Source organism: Dactylosporangium sp. NPDC006015 (assembly GCF_040614215.1).
In the GTDB taxonomy this organism is placed as follows: domain Bacteria; phylum Actinomycetota; class Actinomycetes; order Mycobacteriales; family Micromonosporaceae; genus Dactylosporangium; species Dactylosporangium maewongense.
This window is the reverse complement of sequence record NZ_JBEXUD010000001.1, coordinates 25,294-44,786: the sequence shown is the minus strand read 5'-3', so window position 1 is coordinate 44,786 and position 19,493 is coordinate 25,294. Positions and strand designations below refer to the sequence as shown.

The 19,493-nt window shown below is 73.0% G+C and carries 13 protein-coding genes; 6 read left to right on the top strand and 7 right to left on the bottom strand.

From position 1 onward, the window contains the following. Position 1 precedes the first annotated feature (1 nt). Positions 2-997, bottom strand: coding sequence for a LacI family DNA-binding transcriptional regulator (locus ABZ321_RS00135; protein WP_344502923.1), 996 nt, complete (start codon positions 995-997; stop codon positions 2-4). 184 nt (positions 998-1,181) lie between these two features. Here ABZ321_RS00135 and ABZ321_RS00130 point away from each other — a divergent pair, with 184 nt between their 5' ends. The 5 genes from ABZ321_RS00130 (at position 1,182) to ABZ321_RS00110 (ending at position 10,437) form a co-directional block, all read left to right on the top strand. Next, a complete protein-coding gene (locus tag ABZ321_RS00130) occupies positions 1,182-4,397 on the top strand; it encodes a DUF2961 domain-containing protein (protein WP_354888029.1) in 3,216 nt (1,071 codons plus the stop codon). After that, positions 4,397-6,523: a glycoside hydrolase gene (locus ABZ321_RS00125; RefSeq protein ID WP_354888026.1), complete on the top strand. Its 2,127-nt coding sequence runs from the start codon at positions 4,397-4,399 to the stop codon at positions 6,521-6,523. Before ABZ321_RS00130 ends, ABZ321_RS00125 begins: the two co-directional genes overlap by 1 nt. A gap of 117 nt (positions 6,524-6,640) precedes the next feature. Continuing rightward, a complete protein-coding gene (locus ABZ321_RS00120) occupies positions 6,641-8,326 on the top strand; it encodes a sugar ABC transporter ATP-binding protein (protein ID WP_354888023.1) in 1,686 nt (561 codons plus the stop codon). Further along, the gene (locus ABZ321_RS00115; protein WP_354888020.1) at positions 8,323-9,396 is read left to right on the top strand and encodes an ABC transporter permease; all 1,074 of its coding nucleotides are present in this window, start codon (positions 8,323-8,325) and stop codon (positions 9,394-9,396) included. The genes ABZ321_RS00120 and ABZ321_RS00115 overlap by 4 nt, the downstream gene beginning before the upstream one ends. Before the next feature lie 30 nt (positions 9,397-9,426). Continuing rightward, positions 9,427-10,437 (top strand): substrate-binding domain-containing protein, encoded by a 1,011-nt coding sequence (locus ABZ321_RS00110; protein WP_354888017.1) that lies wholly within the window; start codon positions 9,427-9,429, stop codon positions 10,435-10,437. Between the two features lie 53 nt (positions 10,438-10,490). On the opposite strand, the gene ABZ321_RS00105 is transcribed toward ABZ321_RS00110, so the two are convergent. Both ABZ321_RS00105 and ABZ321_RS00100 read right to left on the bottom strand, forming a co-directional pair. Continuing rightward, positions 10,491-12,536 (bottom strand): N-acetylmuramoyl-L-alanine amidase, encoded by a 2,046-nt coding sequence (locus tag ABZ321_RS00105; RefSeq protein ID WP_354888014.1) that lies wholly within the window; start codon positions 12,534-12,536, stop codon positions 10,491-10,493. Between the two features lie 20 nt (positions 12,537-12,556). Further along, entirely contained in the window at positions 12,557-14,008 is a 1,452-nt protein-coding gene (locus ABZ321_RS00100) for a VCBS repeat-containing protein (protein WP_354888011.1), read from the bottom strand. 226 nt (positions 14,009-14,234) lie between these two features. Between ABZ321_RS00100 and ABZ321_RS00095 the strand changes: the two genes are divergently transcribed. Then, entirely contained in the window at positions 14,235-14,969 is a 735-nt protein-coding gene (locus ABZ321_RS00095) for an STAS domain-containing protein (RefSeq protein ID WP_354888008.1), read from the top strand. A 16-nt stretch (positions 14,970-14,985) separates the two neighbouring features. On the opposite strand, the gene ABZ321_RS00090 is transcribed toward ABZ321_RS00095, so the two are convergent. From ABZ321_RS00090 to ABZ321_RS00075, 4 genes are all read right to left on the bottom strand, one after another. Then, positions 14,986-16,887: a CheR family methyltransferase gene (locus ABZ321_RS00090; protein WP_354888005.1), complete on the bottom strand. Its 1,902-nt coding sequence runs from the start codon at positions 16,885-16,887 to the stop codon at positions 14,986-14,988. 82 nt (positions 16,888-16,969) lie between these two features. Beyond that, positions 16,970-17,818: a chemotaxis protein CheB gene (locus ABZ321_RS00085; RefSeq protein WP_344502912.1), complete on the bottom strand. Its 849-nt coding sequence runs from the start codon at positions 17,816-17,818 to the stop codon at positions 16,970-16,972. A gap of 5 nt (positions 17,819-17,823) precedes the next feature. Further along, positions 17,824-18,954 carry a sigma-70 family RNA polymerase sigma factor gene (locus tag ABZ321_RS00080; protein WP_344502910.1) on the bottom strand — a complete coding sequence of 377 codons (1,131 nt, stop codon included), beginning with the start codon at positions 18,952-18,954 and terminating at the stop codon, positions 17,824-17,826. Positions 18,955-19,082: 128 nt separating this feature from the next. Next, positions 19,083-19,478, bottom strand: coding sequence for a hypothetical protein (locus ABZ321_RS00075; protein WP_354888001.1), 396 nt, complete (start codon positions 19,476-19,478; stop codon positions 19,083-19,085). Positions 19,479-19,493 lie beyond the last annotated feature (15 nt).

The following is a 19,493-nucleotide window of genomic DNA, read 5'->3' as shown; positions in this document are numbered from 1 at the left end:
CCTAGGGCTTGAGGCTGCTCTCGCGCACCTTCAGCGTCGTCTGAAGGGTGACGGTCGAGGCGGGCCGGTCCGGTTCGGTGATCCGTTCCGCGAGGAGCATCGCCGCGGTCCGGCCCAGCTCGTACGTCGGCTGCGAGACCGTCGACAGCGACGGCCGCACCAGGTGCGCCCACGGGATGTCGTCGAAGCCGATGACGCCCATGCCGGCGGGGACGGCGATGCCGCGGTCGACGACGCACTCGACCGCCCCGACGGTCATGAGGTTGTTGGCGGCGAACACCGCGTCCGGCGGGTCGCCGGCGTCCAGCAGCGACGCCATCGCGGCGTAGCCGCCCTCCTCGCGGTAGTCGGAGTAGCGCACCAGCGCCGCCGGGGTCGCGAAGCCCTGCTCGCGCAGCGCCTGCTGGTAGCCGCGCAGCCGCTGCGCGGCCGTGGACACCTTCCGCGGGCCGGTGATGCAGGCGATGCGGCGGTAGCCGCGTTCGAGCAGGTGCGCGGTGGCCATGTGGGCGCCGTGCTCGTTGTCGACCAGGACGCTGTCGACGTTGGCCCCGCTGATCTGGCGGTCGATGGCGACGACCGGCGTGCCCGCCTCGATCAGCCGGTTCACGTTCGCGGCGTGCCCGGAGCTGGAGATGATCACCCCGGCCATCTGGTCCTGCAGGGCGGCGGTGACGTACTGCGCCTCCTTCGCCGGGTCCTCGTCGCTGTTGCACAGCACGACCGAGTAGCCGGCCCGCTGGGCGACGTCCTCGACGCCGCGGACCATCGCGGTGAAGAACGGGTTGCCGACGTCGGAGATGATCACCGTCCACAGCGTGGTGCGGCTGCGGCGCAGGTTGCGGGCCACCGAGTTGGGCCGGTAGTTGAGCTCGCGCACCGCGTCCTGCACGCGCACGACCATGTCGGGGTCGACGCTGGCCCGCCCGTTGAGCACGCGGGAGACGGTGGCGGGGGAGACCTGCGCCCGTTGTGCGACGTCGTAGATGGTCGCCATGACCTACATCCTTCCAGGCGGCTCCGGAGCGCAATGATGCCACGCCTCGCCGTTGACACCCCCGGAGAAGCGCGGCTACGGTGCTGGAAATCGATTTCTCCGGTGAAACCTTCCTACATATTGACGGACCTGGATGTTAGTCGTCTACTAGCGGGTAATCGATTTCCCCGAAGGGACGCCACCCATGCGAGTCTTGCGAAGAGCCGCCGTAGCGATCCTGCTCATCCCGCTGCTCACCGTCATCGGCGCCGCCCCGCCGGCGGTCGCGGCGGTCGCCGACGACAAGGGCCCGGTCGGCTGGGAGACCTACCGCCGCCTCGACCGGCTGCCCACCCTGTCCGCCGGCACCAGGACCAAGCAGTTCTCCAGCTTCGGCCACGACGGCTCCAACGACGACGGGTTCGGCGGCACCTACTCCTGCCTGCGCGTCGACGGCGGCTGCGTGCTCGCCGAGGACCGCGGCCCGGGGGAGATCCAGTCGATCTGGTTCACCCGCGACGAGGGCAACGTCAGCGCCACCGGCTGGATCCGCATCGAGCTCGACGGCGTCACCGTCGTCGACACCGGCCTGCAGAACCTCGTCAACGGCAACCTCGGCGCGCCGTTCAGCTGGCCGCTGGTCACCAACGCCGACCAGACCTCCGGCGGCGTCACGGTCAAGGTGCCGATGCCGTACCGCAGCAGCATGCGGGTCGTCACCCAGAACAACCCGCTCTTCTACCACGTCGGCTACCGCCAGTTCGCTGACGCCGACGGGGTGACCCGCTTCAACCCCGCCGACCCGGCCACCGACGTCGTCGACAACCTGCGCCAGGCCGGCCTGCGCGACCCCAAGCCGGCCCAGCCCGGCGCGGTCACCACCGCCGTGACCGTCACCGCCCCCGCCGGCGGCCAGGCCACCCTCGCCACGCTCTCCGGGCCGCGGGCGATCACCGCGCTGCGGCTGCGGATCCCCGACGCCGCCGCGACCGAGGCCAACCTCACCGCCCTGCGGGTCCGCATCACGTTCGACGGGCGCACCACGGTGGACGCGCCGGTCGCGGAGTTCTTCGGCGCCGGGCTCGGCGAGCGGACCGTGCGCTCGCTCATGTTCGCCATGGACGCCGCGCCCGGCGGCTGGTACAGCGCCTGGTGGCCGATGCCGTTCGGCACGGGCGCCACCGTCGCGATCGCGAACACCGGCGGCACCTCGATCGGCGGCGTCCAGGCGGAGGTGACCTCGGCACCCACGGCGTGGGGCGGCGACCTCGGCTACTTCACCACCCAGTCCCGCCGCGGCGAGACCGTCAACGGCAAGGACTGGGTCATCGCCGACCAGGCCGGCCGGGGGCGCTTCGTCGGCGTCGCGCAGACCATGCGCGCGCACATCACCGGCGGCAACACCCGCAACTACCTCGAGGGCGACGAGCGGGTGTACGTCGACGGGTCGGCCACCCCGCAGCTGTACGGCACCGGCACCGAGGACTTCTACGAGTCCGGCTGGTACTTCAACCGCGGCGAGTACTCCGGCGTCTTCACCGGCAACACCGGGCACCGCTTCCGCACCGCGGGCTGCGCCGACGAGTGCGACGCCGCGTACCGGCTCATGATCGGCGACGCCGTGTCGTACACGACCGGGCTGCGCTTCGGCATCGAGCACGGGCCGACCGCCAACGAACCGGCCGACTACGCCTCCACCGCGTTCCTGTACACCCAGCCGACCGCCGCCCTGCGCCTCACCGACACCGTCGTCACCGGCGACGCGGCCAGCCGCGGCGCGCACGCCTACGGCGACGGCGCCGCCACCCAGTACGGGCTGACGTCGGTCTTCGAGGGCGACAACGACGACGTGTCCACCACAGCCCAGGTGCGCGCCGGCTCGGCGGCGATCTCGTTCCGGGTCGCGACCGACCCCGGCAACTCGGGCGTCCGGCTGCGCCGCACCGGCGACCAGCAGCGCGCCTACCAGCAGGCGGCGGTCGCGGTCGACGGCGTCAGCGCGGGCGTGTGGCTGCAACCGCTCGGCAACGCCGCCCAGCGCTGGCTCACCGACGAGTTCGCCCTGCCCGTCGCGCTCACCGCCGGGAAGTCCACGGTCACGGTCACCCTCACGCCCTCCGGCGGGGCGTGGACGGCGTCGAGGTACAGCGCGCTGAGCATGGTGGCGCCGTTCGCCGACACGACCGCCCCCGGCACGGTGACCGGCCTGACCACCGCCGGAGGGAGGACCCACGCGATCGGCCTCAGCTGGACGGAGGTGAGCGACAACGTCGGCGTGACCGCCTACCGCGTCTACGGCTCGACGAACGCGAGTGTCCCGGTCACCGCGGCGAACCTGCGCGGCACGGTGAGCGGCACGAGCTTCCGGCACGGCCCCCTGCCGGTCGGGCAGACGTGGTACTACCGGGTCGTCGCGGTCGACGCGGCCGGCAACGCGGGTCCCGCGTCGGGTGTCGTCTCCGGCACGACCCGCGGCCGCACGGTCAGCGACGTGAACGGCGACGGCCGCGACGACGCGGTCGCCTTCACCCGCGGCGCCGACGCGGACGTGTTCAGCGCGACGTCGTCCGGCACCGCCTTCGGGCCCGCCGTGAAGGGCAACGACTTCTTCGCACTCGACGGCGAGGTGCCCTTCACCGGCGACGTCGACGGCGACGGCCGCACCGACCTCATCACCTTCACCCGCGGCGGCCCCGCCGACGTGTACGTGGCGCTCGGCAACGGCTCCGGCAGCTTCGGCGCCGGCGTCAAGTGGCACGACTTCTTCGCCGTGGACGCCGAGGTGCCGCTCGTGGGCGACTTCGACGGCGACGGGCGCACCGACATCGTCACGTTCACCCGCGGCACGACCTCCGACGTGTACGTCGCGCTGTCCACCGGCTCCGGGTTCGGCCCCGGCGTGAAGTGGCACGACCACTTCGCCGTCGGCGCCGAGACGCCCGTGGTCGGCGACTTCGACGGCGACGGCCGCGACGACATCGCCACCTTCACCGGCGGGTCCGGCGGCAGCGTCTACGTCGCCCTGTCCGACGGCGGCCGCTTCGTGCAGGACGGCTGGCTGTGGCGGTCCGGCTTCGGCGGCGACGCCGTCGCGACCGGGGACTTCAACGGCGACGGGCGCGACGACGTGGCGGTCTTCACCCGCGGATCGACCGCGGACGTCCTCGTCGCACTGTCGTCCGGCGGCGGCTTCGGTACCCCCGGCAAGTGGCACGACAACTTCGCCGTCAACGCCGAACGCCCGGGTGTCGGCGACTTCAACGGCGACGGCAAGGCCGACATCGTCACGTTCACCGGCGATCCGGCGGCCGACGTGTACGTGTCGCTCTCCGACGGCGGGCGCTTCGTGCAGAACGCCTGGCGGTGGCACGACAACCTGGGCGGCGGCGCGTCCACGGTCGCGCGGCCGAGCGTGCCGTGATGCGCGCCGCCGCCCTCTGCTCCGCTGTGGTGACCGTGGGGGCCCTGCTGATTCCGGCAGGGCCCGCCCGGGCCGCCGACGCGCCCGTGAAGCTCGAGGCGGAGTCGCTGCTGCCGGCGGTGTCCGCCACCGCGCCGGTCGAGGCGCAGCCGGACTGCTGCGGCGTGACCTGGTCCGGCGGGCGGCAGCTGTGGTTCCGCGCCGCCCGGGCCGGCGACACGGTCACCGTCACCCTGCCCGCCGTCACCCCCGGCCAGTACGACCTGGGCGGGGTCCTGACCCGCGCCGCCGACTACGGCACGCTGCGCTTCGCCGTCGACGGGGTCGCGGTCGGCCAGCTCTTCGACGGCTACGCGCCGTCCGTGCAGCGCACCGGCGCCGTGCCGCTCGGCTCGGTCGCGCTCACGGCCGGCACGCACCGGTTCACGGTCACCGTCACCGGCCGGGCCCCGGCCTCGTCGGGCTTCTTCGCCGGGCTCGACACGATCACGCTGCAGCGGGTCGGGGCGCTGCCGGCGGTGACCACGACGACCTACGAGACCGTCGCGGAGACCCCGTCGCGGGGCGCGCTCACCCGCGTCTACGACCCGGGCGTGGGGGAGTCCTCCGCCTGGTACTTCAACGACCACACGATCGTGCGGCACCAGGGCACCGGCGTGTGGCACGCGTTCGGCATCACGCACGCCGAGCCGGGCGCGCCGCTGCAGGAGACGATGTTCGGGCACGCGACCGCGCCGTCGCCGACCGGGCCGTGGACGAAACAGCCGCCGGCCCTCGTGGCGTCGCCGGCCGCCGGGGAACAGTGGATCTGGGCGCCGCACGTCGTCCACGACAACGGCGTCTACTACATGTTCTACGCCGCCGGGAACCCCGACTACACGCGGTACCGGATGCACCTGGCGACGTCGACGGACCTGGTCACCTGGACGCGCAGCCCGGCGAACCCGCTGTTCACCGACGGGTGGGAGGCGCGGGACCCGATGGTGACCCGGGTCGGCGACCAGTGGGTCATGTACTACACGGCCACGACCGCGCCCGGCGGCGGCAACCACCTCGTCGGCTACCGCACCAGCACCGACCTGCGCACGTGGAGCGCCCGCGGCACCGCGTTCACCTCGCCGTTCACGGGACAGGCGGCCGGGCAGACCGAGTCGCCGTTCGTGGTGCGGCGCGGCGAGTGGTGGTACCTGTTCGTCTGCTGCGACGGCGCCGACTACGGCGCCGCGTACCGGCGCACGGCGGTCTACCGCAGCCGCGACCCGCTGCGCTTCGACGGGGCGGAACGGGTGGCGGTCCTCGACGCGCACGCCGCCGAGGTGGTGGTCGACGGGTCCGCCTGGTACCTCAGCCACGCCGGTTGGGGCATGGGCGGGCTGTGGCTGGCGCCGCTGCAATGGACCTCGGGCGTGGTCGCGCGGGGACGGGTGGTCAGCACCGGCTTCCTGCGCGCCGACATCCGCACCTGGCCGTCGGCGCGGATCGCCTCCCTGGCGGTGGACCCGGGCGGCGGCGGGGCGTACCGGCCGGCTCTGGACTCGTCGTTCCGGGGGACCGGGCCGTACCTGGCGGTCGGCGGCTTCGGGGTCACCGACGCGGCGGGGGCGCCGGCGCGAATCGACGTGTCCGCGGACGGGTCCCGGATCAACCTGGCCGGCATCCCGTTCGGCGACGAGCCGGTGACCGCCGACTGGCTGCTCACGGTCGCGCCGCGCTGGACCGGCCCGGCGCTGCAGAGCGACGTGGTCTGGTCGGTCCGCGGCCCCACGACCGCCGGGGTGTGGGAGGTCGCGTTCAACGTCGACGGCGCGCTGCCGATGGTCGGCGACCCGTCGGTGGAGGCCCGCCCGACCGGCGACGTCAGCGGGATGCCGCCCTGGTCGATGCTGTCCGCCGACGGGCTGTCGGTGGTGTCGTCGCACCGCTGGGCGTCGGCGTGGCGGGGCGACAACATCTGGTACGACGCCGGGCACGCCGGGGCCGCGTGGCAGCCGCTGTGGCGCTCCGGCGGGACCGCGTGGGCGCCGGGGCAGTACCCGGGCGGGACGTGGCGGTTCGCCGCCAGCGGGGTCCGCCGGGACGTCGCCTTCGCCGGCACCGTCCAGGCCCAGATCAACGCGGCACCGTGATTCATGTTGATCATTACGACACCGCTACGAGACCTTGACAGGGTAGTGACGGTCTTCTACGTTCCACGGTGAGAAATCGATTTCTCGCTGTTGAGACGTCTCGTTGGAGTGATGCCTATGAGCGCGACCCAGGCACTCGTCACGATGACCGGCATCACGAAGCAGTTCGGGGGCGTGGTCGCCTGCGCCGGGGTCGACTTCTCGGTCCGCGCTGGTGAGGTGCACGCGCTGCTCGGCGAGAACGGCGCCGGCAAGTCGACGCTCATGAACGTGCTGTCCGGTGTGGTCACCGACTACACCGGGCAGATCACGGTCGGCGGCGAGCCGGTGCGCTTCCAGGGGCCGGCCGACGCGCAGGCGGCCGGCATCGCGACGATCCACCAGGAGCTCGACCTGGTGCCGGGGCTGTCGGTGGCGGAGAACCTGGTCCTCGGCCGGGAGCCGCGCAACCGGCTGCGGCTGCTGGACCGCCGGGCGATGCTGGGCAACGCCCGGGAGCAGCTGCGGCAGCTCGGCGCCGAGCTCGACCCGCGCCGGCCCGTCGGCGCGCTGCGCGTCGGCGAGCAGCAGCTGGTCGAGATCGCCAAGGCGCTGTCGCTCGACGCGCGGGTGCTCGTCATGGACGAGCCGACCGCGGCGCTCGCCGACGCCGAGGTGCGCCGGCTCTTCGCCACCATCGACGAGCTGCGCCGCCGCGGAGTCGGCATCGTCTACATCTCCCACCGCATGGAGGAGATCGAGCAGATCGCGGACCGGGCGACGGTGCTGCGCAACGGCGGCGTCGCCGGCACGGTCGACCCGCGCGCCGCCGGCCCGGGCGAGATCATCTCGCTGATGGTCGGCAGGTCCGTGGAGACGCTCTTCGGCTCGGCGGAGACGGAGGTCAGGGCGGAGGAGGGCGCGCCGCTGCTCGAGGTCGCCGGCCTGGCCGTGCGGCCGAGGACCCGGCGGCCCGGGCGGTGCGAGCCGGCCGGGGTCACGCTCACGGTGCGCGCGGGCGAGATCGTGGGCCTCGCCGGGCTCATGGGGGCGGGCCGCACCGAGCTGCTCGAGACGCTCTTCGGGGCCGGTCCGGCGGGGCGCCGGAGCGGCTCGGTCCGCCTCGACGGGGCGCCGTACGCGCCGGGCGGCCCGCGCCGGGCGCTGCGGCACGGCGTCGGGTTCGTGCCGGAGGACCGGCGCGGCTCGGCGCTCGTGCTCGGCCACTCGACCGGGCGCAGCATCGCGCTCACCGCGCTGGACCGGCTGAGCACCGCCGGGATCGTCCGGCGCCGGCGGGAGCGCGCGGCGGTGCTCGGCAAGATCGCCGAGCTGGCCATCAAGACCCCGTCGCCGGCCGTGCCCGTCGGGGCGCTGTCCGGCGGCAACCAGCAGAAGGTCGTGTTCGCCCGGCAGCTGCTCGCGCGGCCGCGCCTGCTGCTGCTCGACGAGCCGACCCGCGGCGTCGACATCGGCGCCAAGGCCGAGATCTACCGGCTGCTGCACCGGCTCGCCGACGACGGGATGGGCATCCTGCTCGCCTCGTCCGAGCTGCCGGAGCTGCTCGGCGTCTGCGACCGGATCGTGGTCCTGCGCGCCGGGCGGACGGTGGCCGACCTGCCGGCGGCGCGCACCGACGCGGCGGCCGTCCTCGCCGCGGCCATGGGCACGACCCGCGCCGCCGCCGTCAGCGCGACGGACGCCCCCGCGCCCGGAGCGGACATCGAGGGGGCCGGCGCCGCCGGTACACCTGCCGCCGCCGCGACCGGAGAAGGCGTGGCCACACACGAGAAGCCGGATCACTCTTCGAGGGAGTCAGCGTGATCGACGAGCAGACGCCGGCCGCCGGCACCACCGGGCTCAAGGCATCCCTCAGCACCTCGGTGGCGCGCTGGCTGCGCCGCCCCCGCAGCCGCCGCGAGCTCATCGACCGGCTCTTCGCGGTGCAGAGCCTGTTCGCGCTCGTGGTGGTGTTCGTCGCCGCGGTCATCGCGTCGCCGACCCGCGGCGGCGAGAACCTCTTCCTGTCCACCGGCAACCTCGGCAACATCGTCCGGGCGGTGTCGGAGATCGGCATCATCGCGATCGGCATGACGTTCGTGGTGCTGCTCGGCGGCATCGACCTGTCCGTCGGCGCGATCCTCGGGCTGTCGGCCGTCGGCACCGCCACACTGATGGTCGACTCCGGCTACGGGATCCTGCCGGCGGTCCTGGCGGTCCTCGCCATCGGCGCGGTCTTCGGCGCCCTGCAGGGCTACGCGACGGCGCGGCTGGGCATCCAGTCGTTCATCGTCACGCTCGCCGGGCTCCAGGTCGCCCGCGGCCTGGCCCGCATCTGGTCCGGCGGGCTCGGCATCCCGATCGCGTACGGCGACGGCCCCAAGGAGGCGCCGCCCGCGTTCGAGATCCTCAACGGCTCGATCAACGGCGTGGTGCCGGTGCCGGCCGTGCTCTTCATCGCCATCGGCGTCGCCGCCGTCGTCGTGCTGCGCACCACCGCGTTCTCGCGGCACGTCTACGCGATCGGCGGCAACGAGAAGGCGGCCCGGCTCTCGGGCGTCCCGGTCGCCCGGGTCAAGGTCGCCGTGTTCGCCATCGCCGGGCTCCTCGCGGCGGTGGCCGGGATCGTCCACGCGGGCCAGCTCAACCAGGGCAGCCCCAACGACGGTGCCGGGTACGAGCTGGACGCCATCGCCGCGGTGGTGATCGGCGGCACCAGCCTGTCCGGGGGCTCCGGCTCGATGGGCGGCACCCTGGCCGGCGCGCTCCTGCTCGGCATCCTCAACAACATCCTCGCGCTCAACAACATCGACGCCAACGTCCAGCTGCTCATCAAGGGCCTGGTCATCGTGGCCGCCGCCGGCCTGCAGAAGCTGCACCGCAGCGTCGTCTGACACCCCAACCCCATCCACCAGGAGCGATCAATGCGTACCCGTACCAGCACGCTCGCCCTGCTCGCCACCGGCGCGCTGCTCGCCACCTCCGCGTGCAGCGTGGAGACCCAGTCGGAGCAGAACAAGGCCGCCGGGGCGTCGGGAGCCGCCGCCTGCGGCACCGGCAAGGAGTTCCTCATCGGCATGTCGCAGGCGAACAACGCCGAGCCGTACCGGCAGGTCATGAACAACGACGTCCAGACCGCGGCGAAGGCGGTCCCCGGCTTCAAGGTGGTCGTCTCCGACGCCGCGCAGGACAACAGCAAGCAGGTCGCCGACGTCGAGAGCTTCCTGACCCAGAAGATCAACCTGCTGATCATCTCGCCGAACGAGGCGAAGCCGCTCACCGCGGTCGTGAAGAAGGCGTACGACCAGGGGATCCCGGTCATCGTGCTGGACCGCAAGGTCGAGGGCGACGCCTACACCGCGTTCATCGGGGGAGACAACGTTGCCATCGGCAAGGCCGCCGGCGAGTACTACGCCAAGACCCTGCTGCCCAACGGCGGCAAGGTGATCGAGATCGCCGGCCTGCCGGGCTCGACCCCGGCGAAGGAGCGGGCGGACGGCTTCCGCGCCGGCATCGCGGGCAACCCGAAGATCGAGATCGTGGCGTCGCAGCCCGGCGACTGGCTGCGGGAGAAGGGCCAGTCGGTGGCGGACGCGCTGCTCAAGGCGCACCCGGACGTCGCGGCCGTCTACGCGCACAACGACCCGATGGCCGAGGGCGCGTATCTCGCCGCCAAGGCCGCGGGCCTCGAGACGAAGATCAAGTTCACCGGCATCGACGCGCTGCCCGTGCCGTCGGGCGGCATCAAGGCCGTCGAGCAGGGCCGGCTCAGCGCGACGTTCCAGTACGCCACCGGCGGCCGCGAGGCGGTCGACCTGGCCAGGAAGATCCTGGTCGACTGCTCCAAGGACGTCCCGCGCAGCACGACCCTCGGCACGCAGCAGATCACCAAGGACAACGCCGCCGAGGTGTACACCAAGCTCGGCGGCTCCTGACGGGTCATGGAGAGGCGCCCCACCCGGCCGGGGTGAGGCGCCTCTTTCGTGCGCTACAGCGTGGTCTCGCCGTTGAGACCGAAGAAGTCGTGCCACTTGGCGCCGCCGAGGAACGCGGTGCCGGTGGAGAGGCCGACGTACACGTCGTTCGTGGTGCCCTTGGTGAAGACGATGATGTCGTCCTTCCCGTCGCCGTTGACGTCACCGAGGTACGGGAACTCCCCGGCGATGCAGAAGAAGTCGTTCCACTTCACCGTGGTGCCGGCGAACGCCGTGCCGGTGGAGGTCGCCGCGTAGACGTCGGCGTCGGCGTTGCAGGTGAAGGTGACGATGTCGGCCTTGCCGTCGCCGTTGATGTCACCGACCCGCGGCTGCTCGGCGCCGACGGCGAAGAGGTCGTGCCACTTCTGCGGCGCGCCGAACGACGCGCCGTTGGACAGCGCCACGATCACGTCCGAGGCGCTCGCGGGGCCCTGGGTGAACGTGATGATGTCGGCCTTGCCGTCGCCGTCGACGTCACCGACCGCCGGGTACTCGCCCGCGATGGAGAAGAACTCGTGCCACTTCACGCCCGGGCCGAAGCCGGTGCCGGTGGACAGCGCCACGTAGACGTCGGCGGCGGCGTCGTGCGTGAAGGTGATGATGTCGTCCTTGCCGTCGCCGTTGACGTCGCCGACCGCGGGCACCTCCGCGCCGGGCGCGAACCAGTCGTGCCACTTCACCCCGGCGCCGAACGACGTGCCGTTGGACAGTCCCACGTACACGTCGCCGAGGGTGCCGCCGGTGAACACGACGATGTCGTCCTTGCCGTCGCCGTTGAAGTCGCCGGTCAGCGGGGTCTCGCCGGTCAGCCCGAAGTAGTCGTTCCACTTCACCGACGTTCCGGCGAAGCCCGTGCCGGTCGACGTCGACACGTACACGTCGTTGAGCGTGCCCTGGGTGAAGGTGACGATGTCGTCCAGCTCGTCGCCGTTGAAGTCCGTCGGGGAGCCGGCGAAGTACCTGCCGCCCGCGCCGCCACCGCCCTGGTTGACCAGGGAGATGTAGTAGTTCCAGTTCCAGTTGGGGCCCGGGTCGGTGTGGTCGTTGCCGGGGATCTCGTTGTGCCCCTTGATCCCGGTGCGGTTCTTCGGGATGCCGTACTTGTCGCAGAGGTAGCGGGTGAGCGCCGCCGACGAGCGGTACATCGCGTCGGTGAACCACGCCGGGTTGTCCACGTAGCCCTCGTGCTCGATGCCGACGCCGTACGCGTTGGCGGAGCGGGCGTGGTAGGCGGTGTCGCCCTCCCGCACCATCTGGGTGATCTCGCCGTTGCTGGACTTGACGACGTAGTGCGCGCTCACGCCGGCGGCCGGGTTCTGGAACCAGTTGACCGTGCCGGCGTAGGAGCCCTGGGTCACGTGGATGACGACCGTGGTGATCCGGCTGGAGCGGCCCGCGCCGTAGTTGGCGGCGTTGGCCGGGACCCACCGCGCCGGGCCGTACTCGGGCAGGGCGGCCAGGGACGCCTTCGGCGCCCCGGCGGGCTGGACGGCGGCGAACCTGCCCAGCTCGGGCTGGACCTTCCGGGCGGCGAGCACGCCCGTGACGCCGTCGCGCAGCAGGTCGTAGACGTGGTCGGCGGACAGGCGGGCGGTCGCGTCGTCGACGGCGGAGGCGTAGGCCGCGACCACCGGGTACCAGGCGGCGATCCGGCCCCGGTCCCCGGCCTTCAGGCCCTGCGCGTCGGCGAGGTCGCGCAGGACCGCCGCGCCGCCGCGGATGTTGGCGGCGGTGTCCAGCCGCAGCCGGGCGACGGGCTCGCCGGTGAGCCGCGCGGCGCGCTCCAGGCTGTGGTTGCCGGGGTTGCTCGCCAGGTGCATCACGCCGTACCCGTTGTCCTGGCTGGGCCTGCCGCCGTGCCCGTCGAGGCGGGTCTCGCCGTAGCCGACGGCGACGAGCAGGTCGCGCGGGACGCCGGACTCGCCGGCGGCCCGGTCGAACGCGGCGTCGAGAGGGCTTCGCGCGGGTGCGGCCGCGGCCGCCGTGGTGGTCGTCGTCGCGGCCAGCGCGGCCGCGAGGAGGGCGGTCGCGCCGCGGCGCAACCAGGTCGATGCCATGGGGGTCTCCCGTCGGGGGCTCACAGGGTCGCCTCGCCGTTGAGGCCGAAGAAGTCGTGCCACTTCGCGCCGCCGAGGAAGGCGGTGCCGGTCGAGATGCCGACGTACACGTCGTTGGTGGCGCCCTTGGTGAACACGACGATGTCGTCCTTCCCGTCGCCGTTGGCGTCCGCGAGGTACGGGAACTCACCGGCGAGGCAGAAGAAGTCGTTCCACTTCACGGTCGTGCCGGCGAAACCCGTGCCGGTGGAGACCGCGGCGTAGACGTCGGCGTCGGCGTCGCAGGTGAAGGTGACGATGTCGGCCCTGCCGTCGCCGTTGATGTCGCCGACCCGGGGCAGCTCGGCGCCGACCGCGAACAGGTCGTGCCACTTCTGTGCGGCCCCGAACGACGTGCCGGTGGACAGGGCCACGATGACGTCGGCGGCGCTCGCCGGGCCCTGGGTGAAGGTGATGATGTCGGCCTTGCCGTCGCCGTCGACGTCGCCGACGGCCGGGTACTCGCCGAACGGGGCGAAGAACTCGTGCCACTTCACGCCCGGGCCGAAGCCGGTGCCGGTGGACAGCGCCACGTAGACGTCGCCGGCCGGGTTGTGCGTGAACGTGATGATGTCGGCCTTCCCGTCGCCGTTGACGTCGCCGACCGCGCCGATCTCCGCACCGGGCGCGAACCAGTCGTGCCACTTCTGTGCGGCCCCGAACGACGTGCCGGTGGACAGCGCCACGTACACGTCGCCGGTGTTGCTGTGCGCGAACGTGACGATGTCGTCCTTCCCGTCGCCGTTCACGTCGCCGGTCGAGGCGGTCTCGCCGCCGATGGAGAAGAAGTCGTGCCACTTCACCGACGTGCCCGCGAACGCGCTGCCGGTGGAGGGCGCCACGTACACGTCGGCGCTCGCGTTCTGGGTGAACGTCAGGATGTCGTCGCGGCCGTCGCCGTTGACGTCGGTCCTCGAACCGGCGGCGATGGACGCGGTGCGGGCCGCCTCGGCGAGCAGCGTGCGCGCCTTGGCGGCGACCTGGTCGTAGCGGTCGGGGAAGCCGGAGCGCTGCACGCACTGGGCGACCTGCCCGGCGCTGTAGCCGGGGTTGTTGCGGTCGCAGGTGATGGCGCGCGTGACGTACTGCGTCGAGGCGTGGACCGGGTCCATGATCTGCTCGGCGGTGCCCCAGCCGTAGTCCCAGCGCTGCTGGAAGACGCCGAGCGAGGTCTTGTCGCCGCACGGCAGGTTGTTCATGTGCGACTCGACCCAGCCGGCCTCGAACGCCGACAGCATGACCTTGTCGTCGGCGTTGAAGCCGCGGGCGACGCGGTACACGATCGTGGTGACCGCCGGGTCGTGACCGGACGGGATGGACGGGCAGGCGAGGATGCGGTCCTGCGCGGCCGACGCCGCCGGTGGGGCGGCGGCGACCGCCGCGGTGATGGTGAGGCAGAGCGCGGCCAGCAACGCCGCAGGGGTGCGTCTCACGGTGCTCCTTCGGGTTCTTGGGCAGCTCAAGATGGGTGTCCCGGGATCCGGGGCACCTGTCGCGAGGAGGTGAGAAATCGATTGCTGATGAGTGTCTTCAGTCAGCGTCATCGATGTCAATGGCCTGGTGAAGGAAATCTTCGCCCGTCACTGTGCGGTGGGCAGAGATTGACGCCCCTGGCCGGCCCCGCGCGCGGCGGGGCCGGGTCGGGGCTACAGTCGACCCGTGCCGGCCGACCTCCTCGTCTGCGACCTGGAGCACAGGCCGCCGCTGGCCTACGTGACCGCGCGGGGCACGCTCGACCCGCTCTCCGCCACGGTGCTCCGGCAGTCCGTGCTCAAGGCGCTGACCGGGGAGCCGGCCGCGGTGCTCGTCGACCTCGCCGGGGTGACGGTCGCCGATCCGGTCGCGCTGACGGTGTTCCTCTCGCTGTCGCGGGCGGCGGCCGCCTGGCCCGGCGCGCAGATCGTCATCCACTCGGCCGCGCCCGCCGTCGCCCGTGACCTCGACAGCTTCGCGATCGTCCGGCACACCGCGGTCGCCGCGGGCCTGGCGGAGGCGGAGGCCCTCGCCGCCCGGCAGGAGGGGGCCGTGCAGGTCGGGTGGGACGTCCACGGCCTGGCCGGGGGCCTGGCCGGGGGCCTGGCCCAGTCCCGCGACGTGGTGCGGGCCTTCTGCCGGCGGCACGGCCGCGAGGCGCTCACCGGCCACGCCGAGCTGGTGATCACCGAGCTGGTCGTCAACGCGTTCCGGCACGGGGCCGCGCCGGTCACCGCCTGGGTGTCGATCCGCGGGCGGTACCTGCACCTGGCGGTCCGCGACCGGGCGCCCTCGCTGCCCCGCCTGCCCGCCCCGGCCGGCAGCGTCGGCGGCCTCATGATCGTCGAGGCGCTGACGGTGGCCTGGGGCGCCACCCGCACCGCGGACGGCAAGACCGTCTGGTGCACCCTGCGCCCCTGAGGGGCGGGACCGGGGTCTAGTGCCCGGTCTGCTGCCCGTCAGGGGTGGCGGCCGGGTCCGGCTGGGCCGGGTCGTCGGTGGGTGTCACCGGGTCCATGACGAGGATGGCGCCGGCGGCGGTGTCGTTGCCGTCGACCAGCAGGTTCGCGGCGATGCGCAGCGAGGTCGGGCGGCCGCGGCGGTTGATGGCGCTCAGCGTCAGGTGGTCCTGGGCCGGGCCGGGGCCGAGGACCGAGCGGATCAGCGGCCGGAGCCGGTCGGTGGGCAGGCCGATGTCGAGGTTGAGGAAGTGCTGGCCGACGGCCTCCTCGGCGCGGATGCCCCACAGGTCGTCCATGCGCCGGTTCCAGACCATGACGCGCAGCTCCGGGTCCAGCACGACGACCCCGGAGCGCAGGCTGCTGAGGATCGCCTGGAGGAAGACGTTCGACTCGTGCACCTCGCCGGTGCGGTCCTGCAGCTCCTCGTTGATGGCCTGCAGCTCGTCGTTCGTGGACTGCAGCTCCTCGTTCATCGTCTCCAGCTCCTCGTTCGTGGACTGGAGCTCCTCGTTGGTGGTCTCCAGCTCCTCGACCGTGGACTGCAGCTCCTCGTTGGTGGTCTCCAGCTCCTCGTTGGTGGACTGCAGCTCCTCGTACGCCGCCTCCAGCTGCTGGTTCGAGTGCTCCAGCTCCTGCTGCAGGCGCCGCGCGGTGGTGATGTCCTGGAAGACGATCGCCGCGCCGAGCAGCTCGCCGGAGCCGTCGGTGAGCGGGTGGATCTGCACGTCGAGGTGGAACTTCTCACCCTGGCCGGTGGTGTACTGCACGTCGGCGACCCGGACGACCCGGCGGTCGGTCCTGGCCTTCTCGATGTGCCCGCGCAGCTCCACCGGCCGGTAGGAGAGGTCCAGGTCGCGGAACGGCCGGCCGCAGTCCGAGGACGACAGCCCGAACAGCGTCTCCGCCTGATGGTTGACGAGCGCGACCACCCCCGTGTTGGTGATCACGATCTGCGCGACCGGGCCGGCCGTGAACGCCTCGTGCCGTAGCCGGTCCAGGCCGGTGAGCCGCGATGCGTCGAGCGCCGGCACCGGGACGGCGAGGACCGGGTCGCCGAGGAACGCCGGGCGGGCGGCCCGGCGGAACACCCGCCGCTTCAGGTCGACCGGCGCGAACAGGGTGGTGTGGCTCAGCAGCATCTCCGCCTTGCCGAGGAACAGCAGCCCGGCCGGCGCCAGCGCGAAGTGGAACCTGGTGAGGATCCGCGCCTGCGTCTCGGCGTTGAAGTACATCAGGGTGTTGCGGCAGACGAGCAGGTCGATGCGCGAGATCGGCGCGTCCTGGACCAGGTCGTTGCGGCCGAAGATGACCGACCGGCGGAGGTCCTTGCGGAAGCTGTACCGGTTGCCGGTGACGTCGAAGTAGCGCTCCAGCATCCCGTCGGGCAGGGCCTGCACGTCGCGCTCGTTGTAGACGGCCTGCCGGGCCTGGGCGAGGCCCTCCTCGTCGACGTCCGTCGCGTAGATCTTGACCCGGCGCCGGAACTCGTCGGGGCCGAGCACCTCGCACAGCAGCATCGCCAGGGTGTACGCCTCCTCGCCGGACGCGCACCCGGCGCTCCAGATCCGCAGCGGCGCGTCCGGCTTCGACTCGGCCAGCATCCGCGGGATCAGCTCGGTGCGCAGGTAGTCCCACGGCTCCGAGTCGCGGAAGAAGCTCGTGACGTTGATGAGGATCGTGTTGAACAGCGTCGTGAACTCGTCCGGGTGCACCTGGAGCTGGTCGAGGTACTCGCTGTAGCCGTGCATGCCGAGCTGCGTGATCCGCCGGTCGACCCGGCGCATCAGGCTGGAGCGCTTGTACCCCGTGAAGTCGAAGCCCCGTGCCTCCTTGAGGTACGTGAGCAGCGCCTCAAAGGCATAGTCCGGCCCGGTCATCGTCACCCTTCCGTAGAGCCGCCACTGACGAACCGTACCGCCAGGGGCCGGCGTCGACACGGTCGCCACAGGGCGCGTCGCGCTACTGCCCGGCGGCGCCGATCCGGATGATCAGCTCGCGGATCACCGCGCCGGCGCGGGACGCCTCGGCGCCGGCCCTCTGGTAACGCTCGGCGGTCGTGACGCTGCCGCGGTCCAGCGCCGTCGCCGACATGCGCTCGCTCAGCTCGGCCTTCTCCTCGAGACTGCGCACCGCCACCCGGAGCGCGTCCGTCACCCCCGCCGGCAGGTCCGGCAGGCCGGGCACCGGTCGCGGCGGCTCGGTGGGCAGCGGGTCCGGACGCGTGACGCCGGCGCCGGCGACAGCCGCGGCGAAGGCCGCCAGCGCGGGGGCGAGGCGGGCCACCGGCAGGACGTGGCAGCCGGAGACGCGCTCGGCCGCGTTGCGGGGCATCCGCGGGAACAGCGCCTCCTGCGGTGCCTGCGCGAAGGCCGCACCGCCACGGGCCACGACCGCCCGCAGCCCGCCGGTGCCGTCGTCGCCGCTGCCCGACAGCACCACCCCGGCGACCAGCGGCCCCCAGTGCCGCGCCGCCGACCGGAACAGGGGGTCGATCGCCGGCCGGTGCCCGTGCTCCTGCGGATCCGGCGACAGCCGGACGTGGTCGCCGTCGAGCAGCAGGTGCCGGTCGGCGGGTGCCACGTACACGTGACCGGCCAGCAGCGGCGCGCCGTCGGGCGGATGGCTGGCGGGCAGGGCGCCGGCCCGCGACAGGATCCGTGGCAGGGCGCTGACCATGGTCGGCGGGATGTGCAGGGTCACGCAGACCGCGGCCGGCAGGCCGGCGGGCAGGCCGGCGATCAGCGTCCGCAGCGCCTCGACGCCGCCCGCGGACGCGCCGACCACGACGACGGCCCTCGGGGCGGCCACCGTGCTCACTCCGTCAGCCGTCGGCGCAGCAGGTCGAGCGTCTGCTGCAGCAGCCGCGAGACCTGCATCTGCGACAGGCCGAGCTCGCGGGCGATCTCCGCCTGGGTGAGGTTGCCGTAGAAGCGCAGGCCGATGATCCGCCGGGCGCGCTCCGGCAGCTCGGCCATGACGACCGCGATCGAGCTGCGGTACTCCACCAGGCCGAACGCCGGGTCGTCGCCGCCGAGGGCGTCGATCAGCGTCGCGTTGTCGAAGTCGGACCCGGGGCCCGGCGCGTTCAGCGACAGCGGCCGGTCCGCGAACGTCGCGCCGAGCATCTCCACGACCTCCTCCTCGCCGACGCCCAGGTCCGCGGCGACGTCGGCGGCGGTCGGCGAGCGGCCGAGCCGCTGGGTGAGGTCGTCGCGGGCGAGTCCCGCGGCGAGGCGCAGCTCCTGCAGCCGGCGCGGCATCCTGATGCCCGGGGTCTGGTCGCGGAAGAACCGCTTGAGATCGCCGACGACGGTCGGCGTCGCGTACGCACCGAACTCCACCCCGCGGGACGAGTCGAAGCCGTCGACGGCCTTGACCAGCGCCAGCGACGCGATCTGCGTGAGCTCGTCGAGGTGCTCCCCGGCACCGGCGTAGCGCCGCGCCAGCCGGTGCGCGGCGGGCAGGCACAGCTCGATGATCGACCCGCGGGCCCGGCCGTGGTCGGGCCCGCCGGCCGGCATCGCGTGCAGCCGGTCGAGCAGGCCGGTCACCTCGATGGGCCACTGGTCGGGACCGGGGCGCAGGCTGCCGAGGTCGACGACGCGACGGTCGGCCCGCTCGGACCGGCAGACCCGGTCGTACGCCCCGAACTGCTTCGCGACCCCGGTGATCTCCAGCGCGGTCAGCGCGGCGCCGGTCGCGCCCACCAGCCGCAGCTCGCCGCCGAGCTGCCCGGCGCGCTCGCGCAGCCACAGCAGGTTCCTGATCGACGCGGCGTCGATGACCCGCAGCTGGGAGGCGTCGACGACGATCCGGCACCGTCCGGCGTCGAACAGCTCGAACAGCACCTGCCGCACGTACGGCACGGTCGCGTAGTCGACCGAGCCGGCGACCTCCACGAGGTCCTCGTCGCGCTGGGATGACACCGTGATCGTCAGGTCCATCTGACTCCCTGTGGCGGCACGCGGGGGCGGTCGCGCCGCGCGCTCCCTCAAGTCTCCCTCTCGCCGGGGCGCTTGAAGAGGTGATACCCGCGGATGGCCGCCGAATCGCAGCAATCACCCCGAGTCGATCACGCCTGGGTCGGTGACCGCCGGTCCTGCCCGGGCGGCGGCGCGGTGTTCTCGACGGCGGGTGGGACGCGGGTGGCCGCCCCCACCGGGAAGGAGCCGGGCGCGCGGGCGAGGCGGGGGGCCACCTGCTCGAAGAGCTCCAGCAGCCGGGCCCGGGCCGCCGCGACCTCCCGCTGCCGCTCCCGCAGCATCGCGGAGGCCAGCCGCGCCTGCCCGGCGGCCGCCCGGCTCGCCTCCGCGGCGACCCGCGCGCTCGCCCGGGCCGCCGACCCGCTCAGCCGCAGCGGCTCCGTCTGTGGCTCCGTCTGTGGCTGGGTCCGCGGCTGGGTCCGCGGCTGGGTCCGCGGTGCCGCGGGAGAGATGTCTGGTCGGTCGACGGATCGATACGCGGACATGAGGCGCATTCCTCG

What these genes read in the sequence shown, in the direction of transcription:
- ABZ321_RS00135 (WP_344502923.1), bottom strand. Translation starts at nt 997, where the DNA reads ATGGCGACCATCTACGACGTCGCACAACGGGCGCAGGTCTCCCCCGCC.
- ABZ321_RS00130 (WP_354888029.1), top strand. Translation starts at nt 1,182, where the DNA reads ATGCGAGTCTTGCGAAGAGCCGCCGTAGCGATCCTGCTCATCCCGCTG.
- ABZ321_RS00125 (WP_354888026.1), top strand. Translation starts at nt 4,397, where the DNA reads ATGCGCGCCGCCGCCCTCTGCTCCGCTGTGGTGACCGTGGGGGCCCTG.
- ABZ321_RS00120 (WP_354888023.1), top strand. Translation starts at nt 6,641, where the DNA reads ATGAGCGCGACCCAGGCACTCGTCACGATGACCGGCATCACGAAGCAG.
- ABZ321_RS00110 (WP_354888017.1), top strand. Translation starts at nt 9,427, where the DNA reads ATGCGTACCCGTACCAGCACGCTCGCCCTGCTCGCCACCGGCGCGCTG.
- ABZ321_RS00105 (WP_354888014.1), bottom strand. Translation starts at nt 12,536, where the DNA reads ATGGCATCGACCTGGTTGCGCCGCGGCGCGACCGCCCTCCTCGCGGCC.
- ABZ321_RS00090 (WP_354888005.1), bottom strand. Translation starts at nt 16,887, where the DNA reads ATGACCGGGCCGGACTATGCCTTTGAGGCGCTGCTCACGTACCTCAAG.
- ABZ321_RS00080 (WP_344502910.1), bottom strand. Translation starts at nt 18,954, where the DNA reads ATGGACCTGACGATCACGGTGTCATCCCAGCGCGACGAGGACCTCGTG.
- ABZ321_RS00075 (WP_354888001.1), bottom strand. Translation starts at nt 19,478, where the DNA reads ATGTCCGCGTATCGATCCGTCGACCGACCAGACATCTCTCCCGCGGCA.